The organism is Pseudoalteromonas sp. TB51, assembly GCF_000498055.1.
Classification (GTDB): Bacteria; Pseudomonadota; Gammaproteobacteria; order Enterobacterales; family Alteromonadaceae; genus Pseudoalteromonas; species Pseudoalteromonas atlantica.
In genome coordinates, this window is sequence record NZ_AUTO01000197.1 from 19,674 (window position 1) to 35,527 (window position 15,854).

Annotated in this window: 11 protein-coding genes and 1 pseudogene; 7 read left to right on the forward strand and 5 right to left on the reverse strand. The window is 40.7% G+C overall.

Going from position 1 to position 15,854, the window contains the following annotated elements; translation table 11 throughout:
- Positions 1-11: 11 nt before the first annotated feature.
- Together L650_RS0110455 and L650_RS0110460 are read right to left on the reverse strand one after the other, a co-directional pair.
- Positions 12-1,331 (reverse strand): hypothetical protein, encoded by a 1,320-nt coding sequence (locus L650_RS0110455; protein WP_024033996.1) that lies wholly within the window; start codon positions 1,329-1,331, stop codon positions 12-14.
- Positions 1,332-1,433: 102 nt separating this feature from the next.
- Complete coding sequence (locus L650_RS0110460; RefSeq protein WP_004586011.1) at positions 1,434-1,916, reverse strand: MarR family winged helix-turn-helix transcriptional regulator; 483 nt, start codon at positions 1,914-1,916, stop codon at positions 1,434-1,436.
- Between the two features lie 532 nt (positions 1,917-2,448).
- Between L650_RS0110460 and L650_RS0110465 the strand changes: the two genes are divergently transcribed.
- The 4 genes from L650_RS0110465 (at position 2,449) to L650_RS0110480 (ending at position 8,427) form a co-directional block, all read left to right on the forward strand.
- Positions 2,449-3,309 carry a D-hexose-6-phosphate mutarotase gene (locus L650_RS0110465; protein ID WP_029773071.1) on the forward strand — a complete coding sequence of 287 codons (861 nt, stop codon included), beginning with the start codon at positions 2,449-2,451 and terminating at the stop codon, positions 3,307-3,309.
- 21 nt (positions 3,310-3,330) lie between these two features.
- Entirely contained in the window at positions 3,331-3,864 is a 534-nt protein-coding gene (locus L650_RS0110470) for a PH domain-containing protein (RefSeq protein WP_029773072.1), read from the forward strand.
- Positions 3,857-5,401 (forward strand): PH domain-containing protein, encoded by a 1,545-nt coding sequence (locus L650_RS0110475; protein ID WP_029773073.1) that lies wholly within the window; start codon positions 3,857-3,859, stop codon positions 5,399-5,401. The genes L650_RS0110470 and L650_RS0110475 overlap by 8 nt, the downstream gene beginning before the upstream one ends.
- Positions 5,402-5,607: 206 nt before the next feature.
- Positions 5,608-8,427, forward strand: a complete 2,820-nt coding sequence (locus L650_RS0110480; protein ID WP_029773074.1) for a TolB family protein — start codon at positions 5,608-5,610, stop codon at positions 8,425-8,427.
- 84 nt (positions 8,428-8,511) lie between these two features.
- On the opposite strand, the gene L650_RS24830 is transcribed toward L650_RS0110480, so the two are convergent.
- Together L650_RS24830 and L650_RS0110490 are read right to left on the reverse strand one after the other, a co-directional pair.
- On the reverse strand, positions 8,512-9,000 hold the full coding sequence (locus L650_RS24830; RefSeq protein WP_411157024.1) for a tetratricopeptide repeat protein: 489 nt from the start codon (positions 8,998-9,000) through the stop codon (positions 8,512-8,514).
- Positions 9,001-9,706: 706 nt separating this feature from the next.
- Positions 9,707-10,840 (reverse strand): PepSY-associated TM helix domain-containing protein, encoded by a 1,134-nt coding sequence (locus L650_RS0110490; RefSeq protein ID WP_029773075.1) that lies wholly within the window; start codon positions 10,838-10,840, stop codon positions 9,707-9,709.
- A gap of 364 nt (positions 10,841-11,204) precedes the next feature.
- On the opposite strand from L650_RS0110490, the gene L650_RS0110495 reads away from it, so the two are divergent.
- Together L650_RS0110495 and L650_RS0110500 are read left to right on the forward strand one after the other, a co-directional pair.
- Positions 11,205-11,819, forward strand: a complete 615-nt coding sequence (locus L650_RS0110495) for a PQ-loop domain-containing transporter (protein WP_029773076.1) — start codon at positions 11,205-11,207, stop codon at positions 11,817-11,819.
- Positions 11,820-11,891: 72 nt separating this feature from the next.
- A complete protein-coding gene (locus tag L650_RS0110500; RefSeq protein ID WP_029773077.1) occupies positions 11,892-12,680 on the forward strand; it encodes a PhzF family phenazine biosynthesis protein in 789 nt (262 codons plus the stop codon).
- Positions 12,681-12,722: 42 nt separating this feature from the next.
- Here L650_RS0110500 and L650_RS0110505 read toward each other — a convergent pair whose 3' ends face one another.
- A complete protein-coding gene (locus L650_RS0110505) occupies positions 12,723-15,233 on the reverse strand; it encodes a zinc-dependent metalloprotease (RefSeq protein ID WP_029773078.1) in 2,511 nt (836 codons plus the stop codon).
- Between the two features lie 290 nt (positions 15,234-15,523).
- On the opposite strand from L650_RS0110505, the pseudogene L650_RS0110510 reads away from it, so the two are divergent.
- Positions 15,524-15,854: pseudogene (locus L650_RS0110510) on the forward strand (efflux RND transporter periplasmic adaptor subunit); the annotation flags it as partial.

Here is a 15,854-nt window from a genome sequence, read left to right on the forward strand (position 1 = left end):
GTTTTACTTATTTAGAAGTAGTAACCTACGTTGATGTTAAAGCGACGTTCTGTGTCGCCATCACCTGCAACAGAGCCACCAATAAATGGCTGGTTACGTGCTTGAATAAAGTCAAAGTAAGTAAATAATGCACCGGCCGATACGCTCATGCCTGTTACGTTCATCCACGTATCTGGGCTGTCGTCAGACTTGTCGTAAATAATGCCGTAATCGTTATAAAATTGAACGCCTGTTACTGGGCCCCAATCAAGCGATAGGTCGTAAGCTACGTTAAAGTTGGTCATGGTTGCTTCGCTTGATACGGTATCGTAGTAATCAAACGCGCCAACTACAAAGCGGTTGCTGTTGTCGTCTAGGTCGTAGTCGTACTCGCCGTGCTGAAATTGAATATTCCAGTTATTAATTTGGCTATTTACATGAAACGCCCACGCGCCGTAGTTACCTGCACGGTCGTTACCGTCGTGCAAACCACCGCTTAGTAGTGATACGCCAATATCGGTTTTAGCGTTTTCACTGTGCTCTATTTGATACACTGTACGACCAGCAAAGGTATTGTACTCACCAAGGCGCGAACCTGGTGCGTCGTAGGTGCCTTCGGTTGTTGCACGGCTACCAACAATATCGTAAGAGTAACGTTCGTTAACTTCTGAGCTGCCATCAACACCGCCTACTTCATCATTTTTGAAAAAGCCGAGGTCTAATTTCCAGTTGTCTTTAAGTTTACGGTTTACTGTTACACCTAAATCAAAGTCATCTTCTAGGCCAACGTAGTAGTTGGTGCTAAAAAAGTAGCTGTGTGAGTTGTATGGGCCGTTACCAAACGGTACAGGTGCAATACCGGCTTGCGCTTCCCAGCCATCTGTAAATTCGTAACCTAAGTATGCATACTTAACAATAGTCATGTAATCGTAAAAACGAAAATCACCATTTACAGAAATGTCGCTAATTTCACCCGATAAGTTAAGGCGAAATACTTCAAAGTCTAAATCGCCGCCACGGTCTTGCGTGTCTTCATCGTAGGTGTTTGTGCTGTAGTTAAAACGTACGGCACCGCCAATTTTAATGCCTTCATCTTCTTGTTCAGGCGCAGCGGCGGCAACAACAACTTCTTTGTTGTCGGCCTTTTTACTGATCTCGGCAACCTGTTGTTCGTGTTGCTTGTTGATTTGGCTTTGCTTTGATTTTTCATCAGCAAGCTGCTGTTCAAGCAACTGCATTTGTTGCTTAAGCTGCTTTAATTGGCTTTGTAGTGTGTCGAGATCGGCTGCATGAGCAGTGCTTGCTGCACCGCCAAGCATTAGTGCTAGCGTTAATTTTGAGAGTTTAGTCATTGTTGATGCTCAGGTTTTGATTAAAAAATAAAAAAATTCAAGGTGCCCAAAGGCCCCTTACGAATGATGTAAGAACTAATTTAAATTTATTTTTTATTTTTTTTATTTATTTGGTGTTTGAGTTAACGCGCCTACCTCTAACAGAGGTGATGCGTCTAACTTATCAGCATCCATCATTGCTGCAACGCGTTGCATAGATGAAAGCAATAAACTTTGCTCCCACTCTGCAAGTGCAGAAAACTTTTCAATAAAGTGTTCTTGCAGTGGCTGAGGTGCTTTTTCTAGTAACTCTTTCCCTTGCTCGGTGAGGTATAAGCTCACTCGGCGTTTATCCATTTGACTACGAACGCGTGTTACAAGGTTTCTGCTTTCTATTCTATCAAGAATATTAGTTACAGTAGCCGGGCTTAAGTTAACATTCTGAGCGATACGGCTTGCTGTTATTCCATCGGTGTGCGCTACTTCTTGCATTATAAGCAATTGTGGGCCTGTTAAACCTGATGTTTTATTTAGCTGCTTAGAATGTAAGTCAATCGCGCGGATTACTTTACGTAAAGAAACTAATAATTCGTCATATTTTTGCATTTGCTTATCTCGTCGATGGGCCAAAGGTGTGCCGTAATCGCGAAATGTTACACATCAAATAAATTGAATTCAAATAATAAATTAAGCTTGAGCCCATGTTTATTGGTTTTTATTAGTTTGAGCAGAAACTAAAATAGTATAATTTTGTTTAAAACTTATTAAATGTTATTAGCATATTGTTTGCATTGTGGTGCGCACACTACGTATGTTGTGAATAATTGGCAAGTCTTATGGTTTAGACTTTAGTATTATACCCACCTGCATTAATACCTTAATAAATTTAACATGCGTTTGCCTAACCTTAGCCGCGGTTTTACTGCCCTAAAGCATGGCCATTATTTATACGCATTAGTGTTATTTATAACAGCTGTTATTAATTGGTAATTGTTTGTAAGTTAGCTGTGTATGTATTAATCGCCAATGAACAAATTATGCACGCAATGTTTAGTGAGTATAGCGTATACTTTGCACATGCATTATTGTTTATATGCACATGTTAAAAATCTTTAATATCAGCATTGTAGGGAAAAACATGAAATTATCGCCATCAGTTAGCATTGAACAAAGCGAAACCGGCCTAGAGTTTATAAAAGTTGCGAGCTCAAAGTGTGATGCAAAAATATTTTTGCAAGGCGGGCAAATTACCGAGTTCATTCCAAAAAATAACAAGCCACTTATTTGGGTCTCTAAAAACGAGACGTTTCAAGAAGGGGTGAGCATTCGCGGTGGTATTCCTATTTGTTGGCCTTGGTTTGGTAATCATGAAAACCAAGATTGGCCAGCGCATGGCTTTGCACGTACCAGTTTATGGCAAGCTGATGCAGTGCATGAAGATGATGAGCACATTACAATTAGCTTAAACTTACCCATGAAATTAGTTAACCCAACGTATTGGCCGCACCACTCGGCGTTAAAGGTTGAGTTTGTTTTGAGCGAGCAATTACAGGTGCGTTTAACAACCACTAATTTAAGTAATAGCCCTTTTAGCTATACGCAGGCTTTGCACAGCTATTTTCCTACCTCAGATATAAAACACACCCATGTAGAAGGTTTACAAGGCGCGCAATATATTGAATTTGGCGAAGGGCCGTTTGCGCAAAATGCGCCAGTGAAGTTTACCCGCGAAACCGATATGGTTTATACCCAGGCCGCTAAGCAGCAACACATTCACACCCCTGATGGGATTATTAATGTAAGCCGCGAGAACTCAAGCTCGTGTGTGCTGTGGAACCCATGGATAGAAAAATCTAAGCGTTTATCTAATTTTGCTGACGATGAATACCTGAGCATGGTGTGTTTAGAAGCCGCCAATGTGTTAGAAGATAAGGTGACACTTGAGCCTAAACAAAGCCATACGTTAGTTACTACAATCAGCTGGGCTAACAGTCAGTAAATAGGAAAGGTACTTAAAATCGTGTTTGATAATCAGCAAGTAATGGATTTACCTAAGCATAGCGAAATACAGCTTAACCCCTTGGCCGATAAAGCGTTACTACACGTGCAACTTAATTGGCTGGCGTTTTACATTCCTTTTTGCGCGGTACTGTTTGCTGTTTGTTACTTTAACGAAGCGTTTGCTAACAAAGCGCAAACCTACTTGCTGATAGGCGTGCCTATTTTAATATTGATTTCAATGTTTTATAACGCCCTGAGTATTAAGCTGCAGGGCTTTGCGCTGCGCAATCACGATATTGCGTTTAAAAAAGGGGTTATTTGGCAGCAAATAACTATTTTGCCCCTCGCGCGTGTACAGCATATGGAAATTCACCAAGGCCCTATTGAGCGAAAACTAAAGTTAGCCAGTTTAAAGTTATTTAGTGCCGGCGGGGTCAGTGCTGATTTACAAATAAGTGGCTTAACCCACGAGCAGTGCAAAAACATACGCCAATTTGTACAAAATTATCGCCAAGACGACACACCCGCGCAGGTTGAATTAGCAAATGAGTAATACCATTAGCGAGGAGCAAAGTAGCTCACTACATTGGCAAAAAGTATCGCCTTGGGCGGTATTGTATTTTGTGGTGTATTTTAGTGTGCGCTTTGTAAAAGACGGGCTTTTAAACCTGCTGCCTATGCTTGTGGTGTTTGTAACACAAGTAGAAAACAAGCTGTTTTGGGCGCAAGTTGCAGGTGCTATTGCGATAGTGACACTGCTAATATATTCAATTTTATATTACATAAATTTTAAGTTTTGCATTAGCGACGATCACGAAATTTTGCTTAACAAAGGGGTGTTTAAAAAAGAGCGCCTAACGTTAAAATTTTCGCGCGTGCAAAACGTTAATATTGCTGAGCCTTTTTATTTTACGCCCGTTAATTTGGTTAATTGTATTTTTGATGCCGCAGGCAGCGTAACCCAAGAGGCGGTATTGCCAGGTGTTACCAAAGCCTATGCACAGCAAATGCGTAAACAAATTTTTGCCTTTAAAGCGCAGCAGCAACCCGACGAGCAAACACCCTCAAGCGAGCATTTTGAAGCAGAAAATAGCTTACGTATCAGTAATAAAGAAATCGCTAAATTTGGCTTAATGTCTAATATGGCTATATTAGCAATGGCCGCTATTGCGCCTTTTATAAATGTGTTGGTAGATTTTTTAGAGCAGCAAATTATTGCTAAGGTAGAGGGGTTTTATCAGCAAGAGCTTGGTTTACTGGCAAGTGCTGCAACCTTTGCCATGATAACGCTTATTGCTTTGCTTGTTTTAACGGCTGTGATGTTGTCGGTAGGTATGTCGCTTATTCGTTTTTATAACTTTGAGCTTTACTTTAAAGGCCAAAAATTTAAACGTATTGCCGGCTTATTAGAGCGCCATCAGTTGTCTATGAGCATGGATAAAGTGCAATCTATAGTTATAAAACAAAACCTAATGGGGCGGTTACTAAAGCGTTTTACCGTTGAGTGCTTACAAGCAAGTAGCGGCGGTATAGCGGCGGGTGTGGCTGCTAAAAAAAATAAACAAACCTTAGTGTTACCCGTTTTAAATAGCGAGCAAGTAGATAGCGTTTGCCAATGGATTTACCCGTGGTTTAATAGCAAAAAATTGCAGTTTAACGGCGCAGAACCGGCCTTACTTTATAAAAACTTGAGCTTTTATGCCTTAATTCCAAGCGCTATTGTACTGTTAGGCTGTTACTTAGGTGACTTTAATGCCTGGCTTAGCTTGGGAGTATTACTTGTTTTAGCGGGATTGGTAACGCTTGCTTATCAGCGTTATGGCTATTATTTGCATGAAGACAACGGCCGTTTTTACATGGTGGTACGTAAAGGTATGATAGGTGTGCATTACCGTGTGTTTGAACTGTATAAAGCGCAAAGTGCACGCAGTATTAGTACCTACTTTATGCGCCGCGCAGGGCTTAAAAGCCTGTATATACAACTTGCATCAGGGTTTGCCTTTATGCCCTATATAAAGCAGCAAGATGCTGATTATATAATTGATTTTACTCTTTATCAGGCGGAGTCAACGCAGCGTAACTGGATGTAATTATACCAATCGACTTACATATTTAGCCTTTTTAGGTTGCCAAATAAAGCGTTAACGGCGTTATTGATTTTTCATGTAAAACAAGCCATTGCTTAATTTAAAAGCTTATAAATTATACACTTTCATAAGCTTTGTTACATTTTTTTACTGCAACATTAGTTGGTTTAATAATACTCTAAGTGGTATCAATCATTTAAAGGATTATTATGAAAAAATCACTCATCGCTGCTTCTTTGTTATTAGCCACACCTACCTTAGCTGCTGATTGGCAAACTATTCATACCGAGCACTTTAATGTGCATTACAGCACCGAAAACGCCGATTATGCTAAATCGACAGCGGTCGAACTTGAAATAGTACGCAGTAAAGTGCTTGAGCAGCAAAACCGAGCGCTCGATAAAGTAGTTGATGTGGTGGTGTTTGATCCCCTAAATGCGCCCAACGGCTTTGCTTTACCTACTTCTAATAATCCTTTAATGGCCCTTTTTACTACGCCCCCGCAATCAGATACGGTGGTTTCTAACATTAGTGGCTGGCAGCAATTACTGATATTGCACGAATATATTCACTTAGTGCATTTAGCGCAGCCAACACGCAACACGTGGCAGCAAAAAATACGGGGTGTGTGGGATATTTACGACTTAACTTACAGTGATATGCCGCGCTGGGTAGCCGAAGGTTATGCAACCTTACTTGAGTCAAAAATGACGGGCCGAGGGCGACTATTTGATAACTACACTGAGTCAATGCTAATTGAGTTTGCCCAGCAGGGGGCATTGCCTAGCTATAGCCAGCTAAGCGATACAGAGGGCGGTTTTATGGCTGGCTCTATGGCGTATTTAATGGGCAGCCGGTTTTTAAATTGGCTAGAGCAAACTTATTCAGCGCAAATGCTCGATGCTGTTTGGACACGTATGCAGGCAGTTAAAAAGCGTGATTTTAACGAGGCCTTTACTGGGATATTTGGCCAAAGTGCGGCTAAGTTATATGGCCGCTTTATTGCACAATATATTTATAAAGCTATGGCAAAAGAGCAGTCAGAGCCTGCGCTTAACAGCGAGCTGTGGTTAAAGCTTAACTTATATGCAAGCAACCCTGCGCTTTCAAAAGATGGCAGTAAACTTGCGATTGTTGAGCGCGATAAAGATAAAAAAACCAAGCTTATTATTTATAGCACGCAGGATAATACTAAAGCTGAAGATGAATTTACAAAAGCACAAAAAGCGCTATTAGAAAACGATGCATTGGATATACCCGATAACGCCCCGAGTGTATTTAAACGTGAGAAAAAGCACGTATTAAATCAAATAAACAGAGCGGGAATTGCTAATCCACAATGGGTAAATAACAGTACACTTTACTTTAATGCTTATACACGTGAAGAGACGGGTATTTATAACAAAGTGTCTGATATTTTTAGTTATAACACCGAAACCGGAAAAGTTGAGCAATTAACTAAACTTGCTGGCTTACGCCGCTTTAGTGTTACAAATAATGGAGAAACCCTTTACGCCGAGCAAGTACGTGGTGGCTACTCAGAATTAGTAAAAGTAGACTTAGCAACGCAAACCATTACCCCTTTATTTACTAAAAGCTTAAAAACAGCTTACGACTACCCAACTTTTAGCCCTGATGAAACCCAATTAGCTTATGTATCAGCCAATTTAAATGAGAATTGGCAGTTGTATATACAAGATATTGCCAATAATACTCGCCAAGCCGTGCCTATGCCAAACGGGTATCAATACCTAAGCCAACCCAGCTTTAGTAAAAACGGAGAAAAAATTTACTTTGTAGCCGGCTTAAAAGGCTCAACTGATATTTATAGCTACCATATTACAAGTAGCACATTAACTAAACTTACTCAGGGCCAAGAAGCCGTTGCCCACCCGCTAGAAACAAACGAAGGGGCATTACTTTATTTATCTATTACTGCTGATGGGCCTAATGTAAAGCAATTACCGAGTACGCTAGAGGGTGAAATAGTCACTGATTTAGCACTTGATAATAGCGCGCCACTGCTTTTGGTTGATCAATACACTTTGCCTAAAGCAAAAATATATAGCGAAAATGTAGGTAAACAAAGCAGCTACGATGTGCTTGATCAGCATGCGAGTTTAGCGCTAGGCGCACAGTATTACTCGGCCGCTACAAGTGCTTTAAATATAAATATTAAAAGTAGCGACTTACTTAAACAGTTAGATCTTCAAGCGGGCTATAGTGTTGATTTAAATGATGATGCTTTGCACGGTGGGTACGCCCAAGCAAAATATAACGCACTGCCAGTTAAGCTTAAATTGAGTGTATTTGATTATGATTTAAATACCGCAAAACAATACCAAACGAGCGAAAATGCAGATGTATCTGCGCGAGGTGGTTTTGCAGCCTTAAGTTACCCGATTAAATACGCGGCGTTTAGCATAACGCCAGAGCTGGCTTATAACTATACCGATTATAAGCAAGACTATAATAAATGGGCACGTATAGGCATTACACAAAGCTGGCAGTACGACCGCCAAGCATTTGCTATAGGGCAAAGTGTTAATGCCCAGTATTACGATGGCAGCAGTAAAAACAATAATTGGGATGGCTATGATTTAGCGGCCAAAGTATTTGGTAAAGCGTTTGATGTGCCGCTTTATATTAATTTTACTCAAAAGCAGCGCGATGATAGCAGCTTAGCGCTAGGCGGATTTAGCTCAAACCTAATTAGCGAGCATCAAAATAGTGAGTTTGTGCTTTCATCAGAGCTGCCATTTTATAGCACAACTGCTGAGCGCTACATGGGTTATGGCGGTGGTTTTAGCTTTAAAGAAGGCATGCCGTGGCTTTATTACAAACAGCATCAGGTAGATGATGCGGTATACGCACAAAGTTATGGTTTAAAGTATCAAGGCAATTTTAGCTTTGGATTAGGCCCAGCCGGTGTGAACGATTTAACCTTTAATATGGGATTATCGCGCGTAGAGGGCGATAGCTTTGAGGATGAAATGCGTGGCTGGTTTAGCTTTTACTACTCGCTTTAAGTAAATTACGATAACACGCTAATGCACTTGTGTAATAAGTGCATTAGCAAAAGCCGCGTTTAAACTAATTTAAAATACCTATGGTTAATTGTGCTTGTTTAGCGACGTAAGCTTAGCTTGATATACGTTTAGCCTTTCTTTATTGCGCTCATACTGGATGGCTTTTTCAAGCAAGCTTTGTGTTTGCGCTGTGTTACCTTGTTGGTAGCGAATTTTAGCCAGCTCTAAATAGAGCTCTGATATATAAGGGGCTTTTGCAATGGCAAGTTCAAGTTGTTTTTTAGCTTGAGTGACCTTGCCTTGATGTAAGTTATTTTTAGCAATAACGAGTAGCTCGTAGGGATCTATTTCTTTATCAACAAGCTGGCTTGTTAGGCGTTTTTCTAGTGTTTTATCTCCCAGCTCTTTTGCTAATATTCGATAGTTATTAATTAAATTTATACTTATATCGTTTCTATCAAGCGCGGTTTGGTAAATCATGTGAGCGCTTTTTAAATCGCCTGCACGGCGGTGCAGCACGCCAGCTATATTAAACAGCTCTGCATCGTTTGGCGTAAAGCGGTTGGCTTGCATAATTAAAGAGTAAGCCTTATTAAGGTTGTTTTCGGCTANGTGCCGTGGCCGCTAAGTTGCTATAAAAGTTAGAGAGTAAATCGTTATACGTAGCGCTGCCTGAATAAAAGCTGCCACGAGTGGGGAAGTAATCAATTAACGTGCCTGCGCGAATTATTACAATAATATCTTCATCTGTTTCTTTTTTTGGGGCGTAAATTTTCGTTCTAAAGTGGTTAGCAACATAAATTACATTGCCTTCTTTGGCATACACAGGTTCGCTCGTCATTTCTTGAAAGCTGGTTTCGAGGTTTAAAAGCTGCGCATAGCTTTGCGTAAGTATGGCTAAACTAATGCAGTTACCTTCTGAGCGTTCAATCGCTTGTTGGGCTGTGAGGGTGGCGCCGTCATACTTAAAGTTGGTGAGCTGGTTTTGCAGGTAATTAAAAATAATTTCATCAGCGCGTACATTGTTTAAACGCGAGTGTGCGTAGGTTAAAAACGCGCTTTTTTCAGGCTCCGACAGCTCAAAAATACTGTGCTCGCTAGGTGTTTTAACCTGCTCGAAAAGCGAGTGATTTATTATATGGGTAAGTTGTACTTTTTTAATTGGCGCTTCGGGCGGGGTGCTACTGCAAGCAGTTAGCAATAAACTAAGTGTAAAAACTAAATATTTCATATATCACCTCACTGTGATTTTTAACATTACAGTGAGGTGATTTTTTAATCAAGCACTTACAGTGCGGTGTTTACTTAAGCGGTTTTTTTGAGACTGTTTTTTACGCTTACGGCGAGTAAACCATAAATAAAAGCCAGTACCGCCAAGCCAAACTGGGCTTAAACCAATAACACACCAAATTATTTTACTAATGAGCCCTGCAAAATAACCAAAGTGTAGTTTTCTAAAGCTATCAATTACTTGCCAACCTACACCCACTTCGCGAATGTCCCAGTTAGCCATATGCTCGCCCGTTAGCTTATTGTAAGTCACGGTATTGGCATATTCACTGGCAAGCGGGTTGCTGGTATCAACCTCACCAAATAACGTTATGTTTTCGTCTGGCTCAAGCGGCATTACTAAAAACGTACCATTAAAGGTGGGTATTTGCTTTTGGCTGTCATCAAGTACGTGCTGAAAAGAAATCTCTTCATTGTATAAATCTTTAGTTAATACAAAGTGCTCTTCTTCTGCGTGTTCAATTACTTCGTGATACCACACCGCGCCGTTAAAGTAGCCGCCGGTGATGGCTAAAATTATAATAATTGGCGAGCCAATTACGCCGGTCATTTTATGAATGTCGCTAAGCACTATTTGCAGAGTTGCACGCCAGCGTACGCTAAATAAACGCTGCCAAAACTTACGATAAATAATAAGACCCGTAATACCCAGTACTAAAAAAAACACCGCAAAAAAGAACCCTAAAACAGTGCCAGTTTGCCCTGGTAAGCTTTTTAAATCGTTAAGTAAAAAGGTGTAATGTAAGTCTAAAAACCAGTCGGTAAAGTAATGGCTAGTACCTACTGGCTCCGATAAAATATTGCCCGTGTATTGATCTAAATGAAATTTATACCAGTCCTCTGTACCGCGTTTAATTAAATAAACCCGATCAGCAGTATTATCGTTAAATATTTCCCAGCTACCTACGACATACTCAGGGTAGGTTTTTTGAGTTTTTGTTATAAGTGTATCAATAGGTAAGCGGTTGGCTTGTTGTTGTACAACAAAGTGATTGTCTGGCATTAGTAAGCCGTCAATCTCGCTTTTAAATACCAAAACGCTACCAGTTATACTGATAACAAGCAGCGGAATAAGCGCTATAAGGGCTACCCAGCTGTGAATTTTAAAAAGTGTTTTTCTCATAGTTTATTTTTTGTGTAATTGCCACGGACCTGCGTATGATAACAATTATCAGTTCTATTTCATAGTTGTGCGATGAATGCACAATAATTGTTTTAGAGCGAGCCGATCTCTAGAGTAAAATGTGTTTAAGCTGTGGTGTAAGGTTGGTAACTTTTAAATGCAAAGAGGCTCTGGTGTTCACTTAAAGTAACGCTTTTTGTACAGCTATCTTGCCAGTGCCTAATATAGGTTTACGCTAATTTGTTGAGTAAAATGTATTCATCATTACAATGCGCGCTCACTTTAAAACCCTTTTAAAAACATATGTTTATTTATTGTTTCAGGCAGGTTTTATATTAACATTTAAGTAACGAGCGAGGTTGTTTTGGCGCACTATCTACCTATTTTGTCGGCTTTTATTTTAGTTTTTAGCTTTTTACCGCTATTGAGCAAAATTAGAAAGAATCGCAGTGTGTCGGGGTTATCACTATTAATGATGACCTTTGGTTTAGCGCAAAGCCTCTACTTTATTACCTACAATATTTATTTTGAACGCTACTTTATTGCTTTACCATTTTTTGTAACTGGAGCGCTAAGTGGTTTAATTTTATATTACTTTGCACGCTATAACGCCGCAAAAGCTGAACGTATACAGCTTGTGGCTATGCTTGGCTTTTCGTTATTACCTTTTTTATTGCTGTTAAATAAAAGCCTAGAAACATCATCGGTGCTCAACGCCCTTACATACGTAGGGCTGGTAATGAGCTCAGTGCGGGTTATGCCGCAAACGTATAAAACCTTACGCAGTGGCAATATTAGCAATTTAAGCGCCCGCTACTTTAGCTTACAGTTTGTAGCAGGTACCTGTGGCTTATTTGTAGAGCTAAGCAGTGCTATGCCCAGCACCTCGCATATTTTAATGTTTGTTATGCTACTACTTACAAATGCCGTGCAATTTGCATGTATGCAATATTATAAAATGCGCCCCGCAATGGCTTAACTATAAAATTAATAGTGATTATTTAATGGCTATGTGGCAGGTTTAAACTCTAATTAATTTAGGGGGGAACCTATGCAACTCACCATCCATCAAATTGATGCGTTTACCAGCGAGTTATTTAAAGGCAATTACGCGGCTGTGATCCCGCTTGAGTCGTGGCTTAGTGATGAGTTAATGCTTAATATTGGCGCTGAAAATAATGTTTCTGAAACTGCGTTTACGTGCCCTTTGGCAGATGGCAGTTTTGCAATACGATGGTTTTCGCCATTAATGGAAATAGATTTTTGCGGCCACGCTACGCTCGCTGCTGCGTATGTTTTGTGCGAGCAGCACAACCTTAGCCAAGTGCGCTTTAACGCCGCGGCTGTAGGGGAGCTTATTGTTAATAAAAATAGCGATGGCAGTTTTGCTATGACCTTTCCTAAACAAGCGCCAGATGAAGTACAAGCGGTACCCGATGCGCTATTGAAAGGGTTGTCTATACAACCTATTAAGTTGCTTAAAAACCGCCAAGCATATTTTGCTATATACGAAAATGCTCAACAAATTCATGATTTAACCACTGAGTCTGATTTGTTAAAAACCTTATATCCACTAGATGTGGTCGCGACAGCGAGTTCTGCTGAGTACGATATTGTGTCTCGTTATTTTTGGCCAGCAAGTGGCGGCGAAGAAGATTTTGTTACGGGCTCTATTCACACCGGCCTTGCCCCTTACTGGGCACAGCAATTAGGTAAAAATAAATTAAACGCGTATCAGGCTTCAAGCCGTGGTGGTTTTATACAATGCGAAGTAGGCGAAAATACAGTGACCTTAACCGGTAACGCTGTGCGGTATTTAAAAGGCACAATTTATTTATAAATTAACAGGCCACGTATTACGTGGCCTGTTTGATTTAGTTAATTAAGCTTCTAACGCTTTAGCAATTAAGTGATCAATATACTTTTTATGCGCTTTAGTTGTTGTATCGGCTCCCCATCCTACGCTTGTATCAGCTATTTGCGTTAGCTGATAGAGCGCGGCAGTTTTTGCCAAATTGTCGTGTTTACTGGCTTTGCCTAGGCCTGCAATAGCAATAAGCTGATTTACATACTCAATTTGTAGATTGCGGCTAATAGACGTGCTCTCTTTGCTATCAACAAAAATACTGGCAGTTAGGTCGTCCATAAATTGCGTTAGGCTATATTCGTTCCCGTACAACGCGGTGTCTGAAATACGCAGCATAACAGCAGGGTGCAGCAATTGCGCAAGTACTGTTTTTTGCATGCCTAAAATCATTTTGTGCGCTTTAGGGTCTTCATTTTTACCATAATGGCTAAAGCCGCGACGCTGTTGCTGTAAATAGTTATACAGTGGTTGCATGCTAGTGAGTACATCTGGCGCAAATACATATTTAGCAAGTATGTTCATTGCTTGTGTTTGGCGCTCAAGCGGTACGGGGGTAAAGGGTTTATCAGCATGCTGGTCGCCCACAACGGCACGTTCAACATATACGCCACCTATTTGGCGAGAAACAATGCCCGCTTGCGAGCGGTATTGGCCAAATAAACTATTAGCTGAGGTAACCAGTTGTTGGTAAGACTCACCTTTTACTGTGGCTTTATCTTTTAGCTCAGTAAATAACGTATTAATTAGCGCCATACGGTCGGCGCCATAGGCTGCAGGGTTTGATGAAAGGTCGCCTATCATTACCCGTGGGTCTATATGGCGACCCGGTGCGCGCATGTCGTCGGCATCGTTACCAAAGGCAAGCGCATGCTCGCTAGAGCGCGCTAATATAGTATTTAGGCGTGCGCGCTCTGCGGTTTCATCTTCAAGGGCTGTGCTGTAGCCATAGTTTATAGCCCAATCGTCATAAGGGCCTGGTTTGGTTTGAAAAATATCGCCTTGCTGTACACCAATGGGGGCTATGTTGGCCGGCGCATAATCCATCACTGAGCCTGTAACTATGCCTTGGGTTTTGGTTTTATCATGAACCTCTTTTTCATCCCACAAAATAGACGATTTCATATTGTGGTTTAAGCCTAGTGTATGGCCTACTTCATGAAGAATTAACTGAGTTAAACCTTGGCGAATCATTTCATTGTCATCAATCGAGGCACCTGTTGCTAAGCCTTTAGCAAGTAATAGGTTTTGTTGAATTTCATGGCCTAGTGAGCAATTTAAATCGCCACTTGTGTGCAGGTTTTCGCCGTGGCTCATTGTGCCTTGTGTGTAAAGCGTGTCGTAAATCCAGCGGTTTTTCATAAACACAAACTCAAGCATAATGTCTGAGCCAAGTATTTCACCGGTTAGCGGGTTGGCAAGAGCTGGCCCGTAGCCACCAAATGGCGGTTTAGGTGATGAAGTCCAACGTAATACGTTGTAGTTAATATCACCAGCATCCCAGGTTGCGTCATCGGGTTGTACTTTAACTTCTAGTGCGTTTTTAAAACCGGCTTTTTCAAAAGCGCTATTCCAGGTAAGTACGGCATCGCGTATTGTGTCGCGCCACTCTACTGGGGTGGTATTTTCTATCCACCAGGTAATTGGCTTTACTGGCTCAGAAAGCTCAGCACTAGGGTTTTTCTTTTGTAGGTCCCAGCGTTTAATAACATCTTCATATGGCGCCCAATCGGTCGAGGTCATTAGATCAAATTGATTGGTGAAATAGCCTATGCGCGCGTCATCTTTACGTGGTTTATAGTCGTTTGTTGGTAATGCAACAAAAGAGTGCTGCACCTTAACAGAGACATTGCGCGGGTCGCTTACTGCGCTTGTACCACGCACGGTGGGGCTGGCATTACTAAATACGTAATCTACAACCACATCTAAGTTGTTTGGGTAAGGACGCTGCTTAACAATACGCGACTTTTTGCTGTTTAATTTACCCACTTTAAAGCGTTTTTTAGCTTTTTTATCGGCTGGGTTTGGCGTTGGCGATACCTTGTGTAGCGCCTCACTTAAAAATAACTTATTGACCTTAAAGGCTATTTTTCCTTGTTCTTCTTTTTCTATTTTAATGCTGGCTAAAACGGCTTCGCTAATATTGGCATTGCTTGCTTTGGCAATGGCACTGTTTTGATCAAATTTATAGCGAGGGGTTTTGCTAACTATATCTATGCGGTCAAAGTATTTTCTAAACTCAATAAGCTTGGTTTCTCTATAGGCACCGCGATAATGCCCAGCATCAGTGACACCGTCGACTGTATGGGCAAAGTATACAAAAGGGGTATTAAGCTGCGATTCGGTGATCACCATTAAGTGCTCACCGGTTTTTGGGTCTTGGTATAAATTAAAAATACCTGAAAATTCGGTTTGTCCTTCGACCATTTCGCTTAGGGTTTGTGGTTTTTTGTCTTCTTTTTTATCGCTAGCCAGTGCGTGGCCGCTAAGCGCTACACTAAGTGTTAGCGCAAGGGTTGTTAATTTCATTGTAATAATCTTTTTCGCTGTTATTTATTTAATGTGACTGTACGTAAATTAAAATTTGTTCGCACATCTTCTCGATGAAATAATAGCCTAAACCTGTAATTTGTTGATTTTAAATAGTAAAAGTTTGTAACAAAATATAATAAATGCGATGAATAGCAGATGTTTGTTAACGGGTACACAGCTATATTTAGTTCCCAATTTGATTTGTAACAGTTGCTTACAAATGTCAGGTTAATGTTTTATTGCGCTCTGTTATTATAGTGTTAGTAGAAATATGAGGTAATTAGGATATGCAATCAAATTCACTGAGATGGGTGTTCCCATTTGTAGCATTAGCCATTGGTGTAGTGGGCTTTATGGGAATAAACGCTATTGCACAAGAAGATCAAAGTAACACAGCAGTAGATACACGCCCCACCGTGCAAGTTGAGCCTGTAGAAGCTAATAATCATCAAGTAATAATAAACAGCTATGGCGAAATAAAACCATTAGAAAATACGCAGTTGGCGGCGCAGGTGTCGGGCGAAGTAATTAGCTGGCACCCTAACTTTGTAGCAGGTGGCGTGGTTTCTCGTGGCGATACACTTATTAGCATTGAAAAAGACAACTACGAAGCAGCCG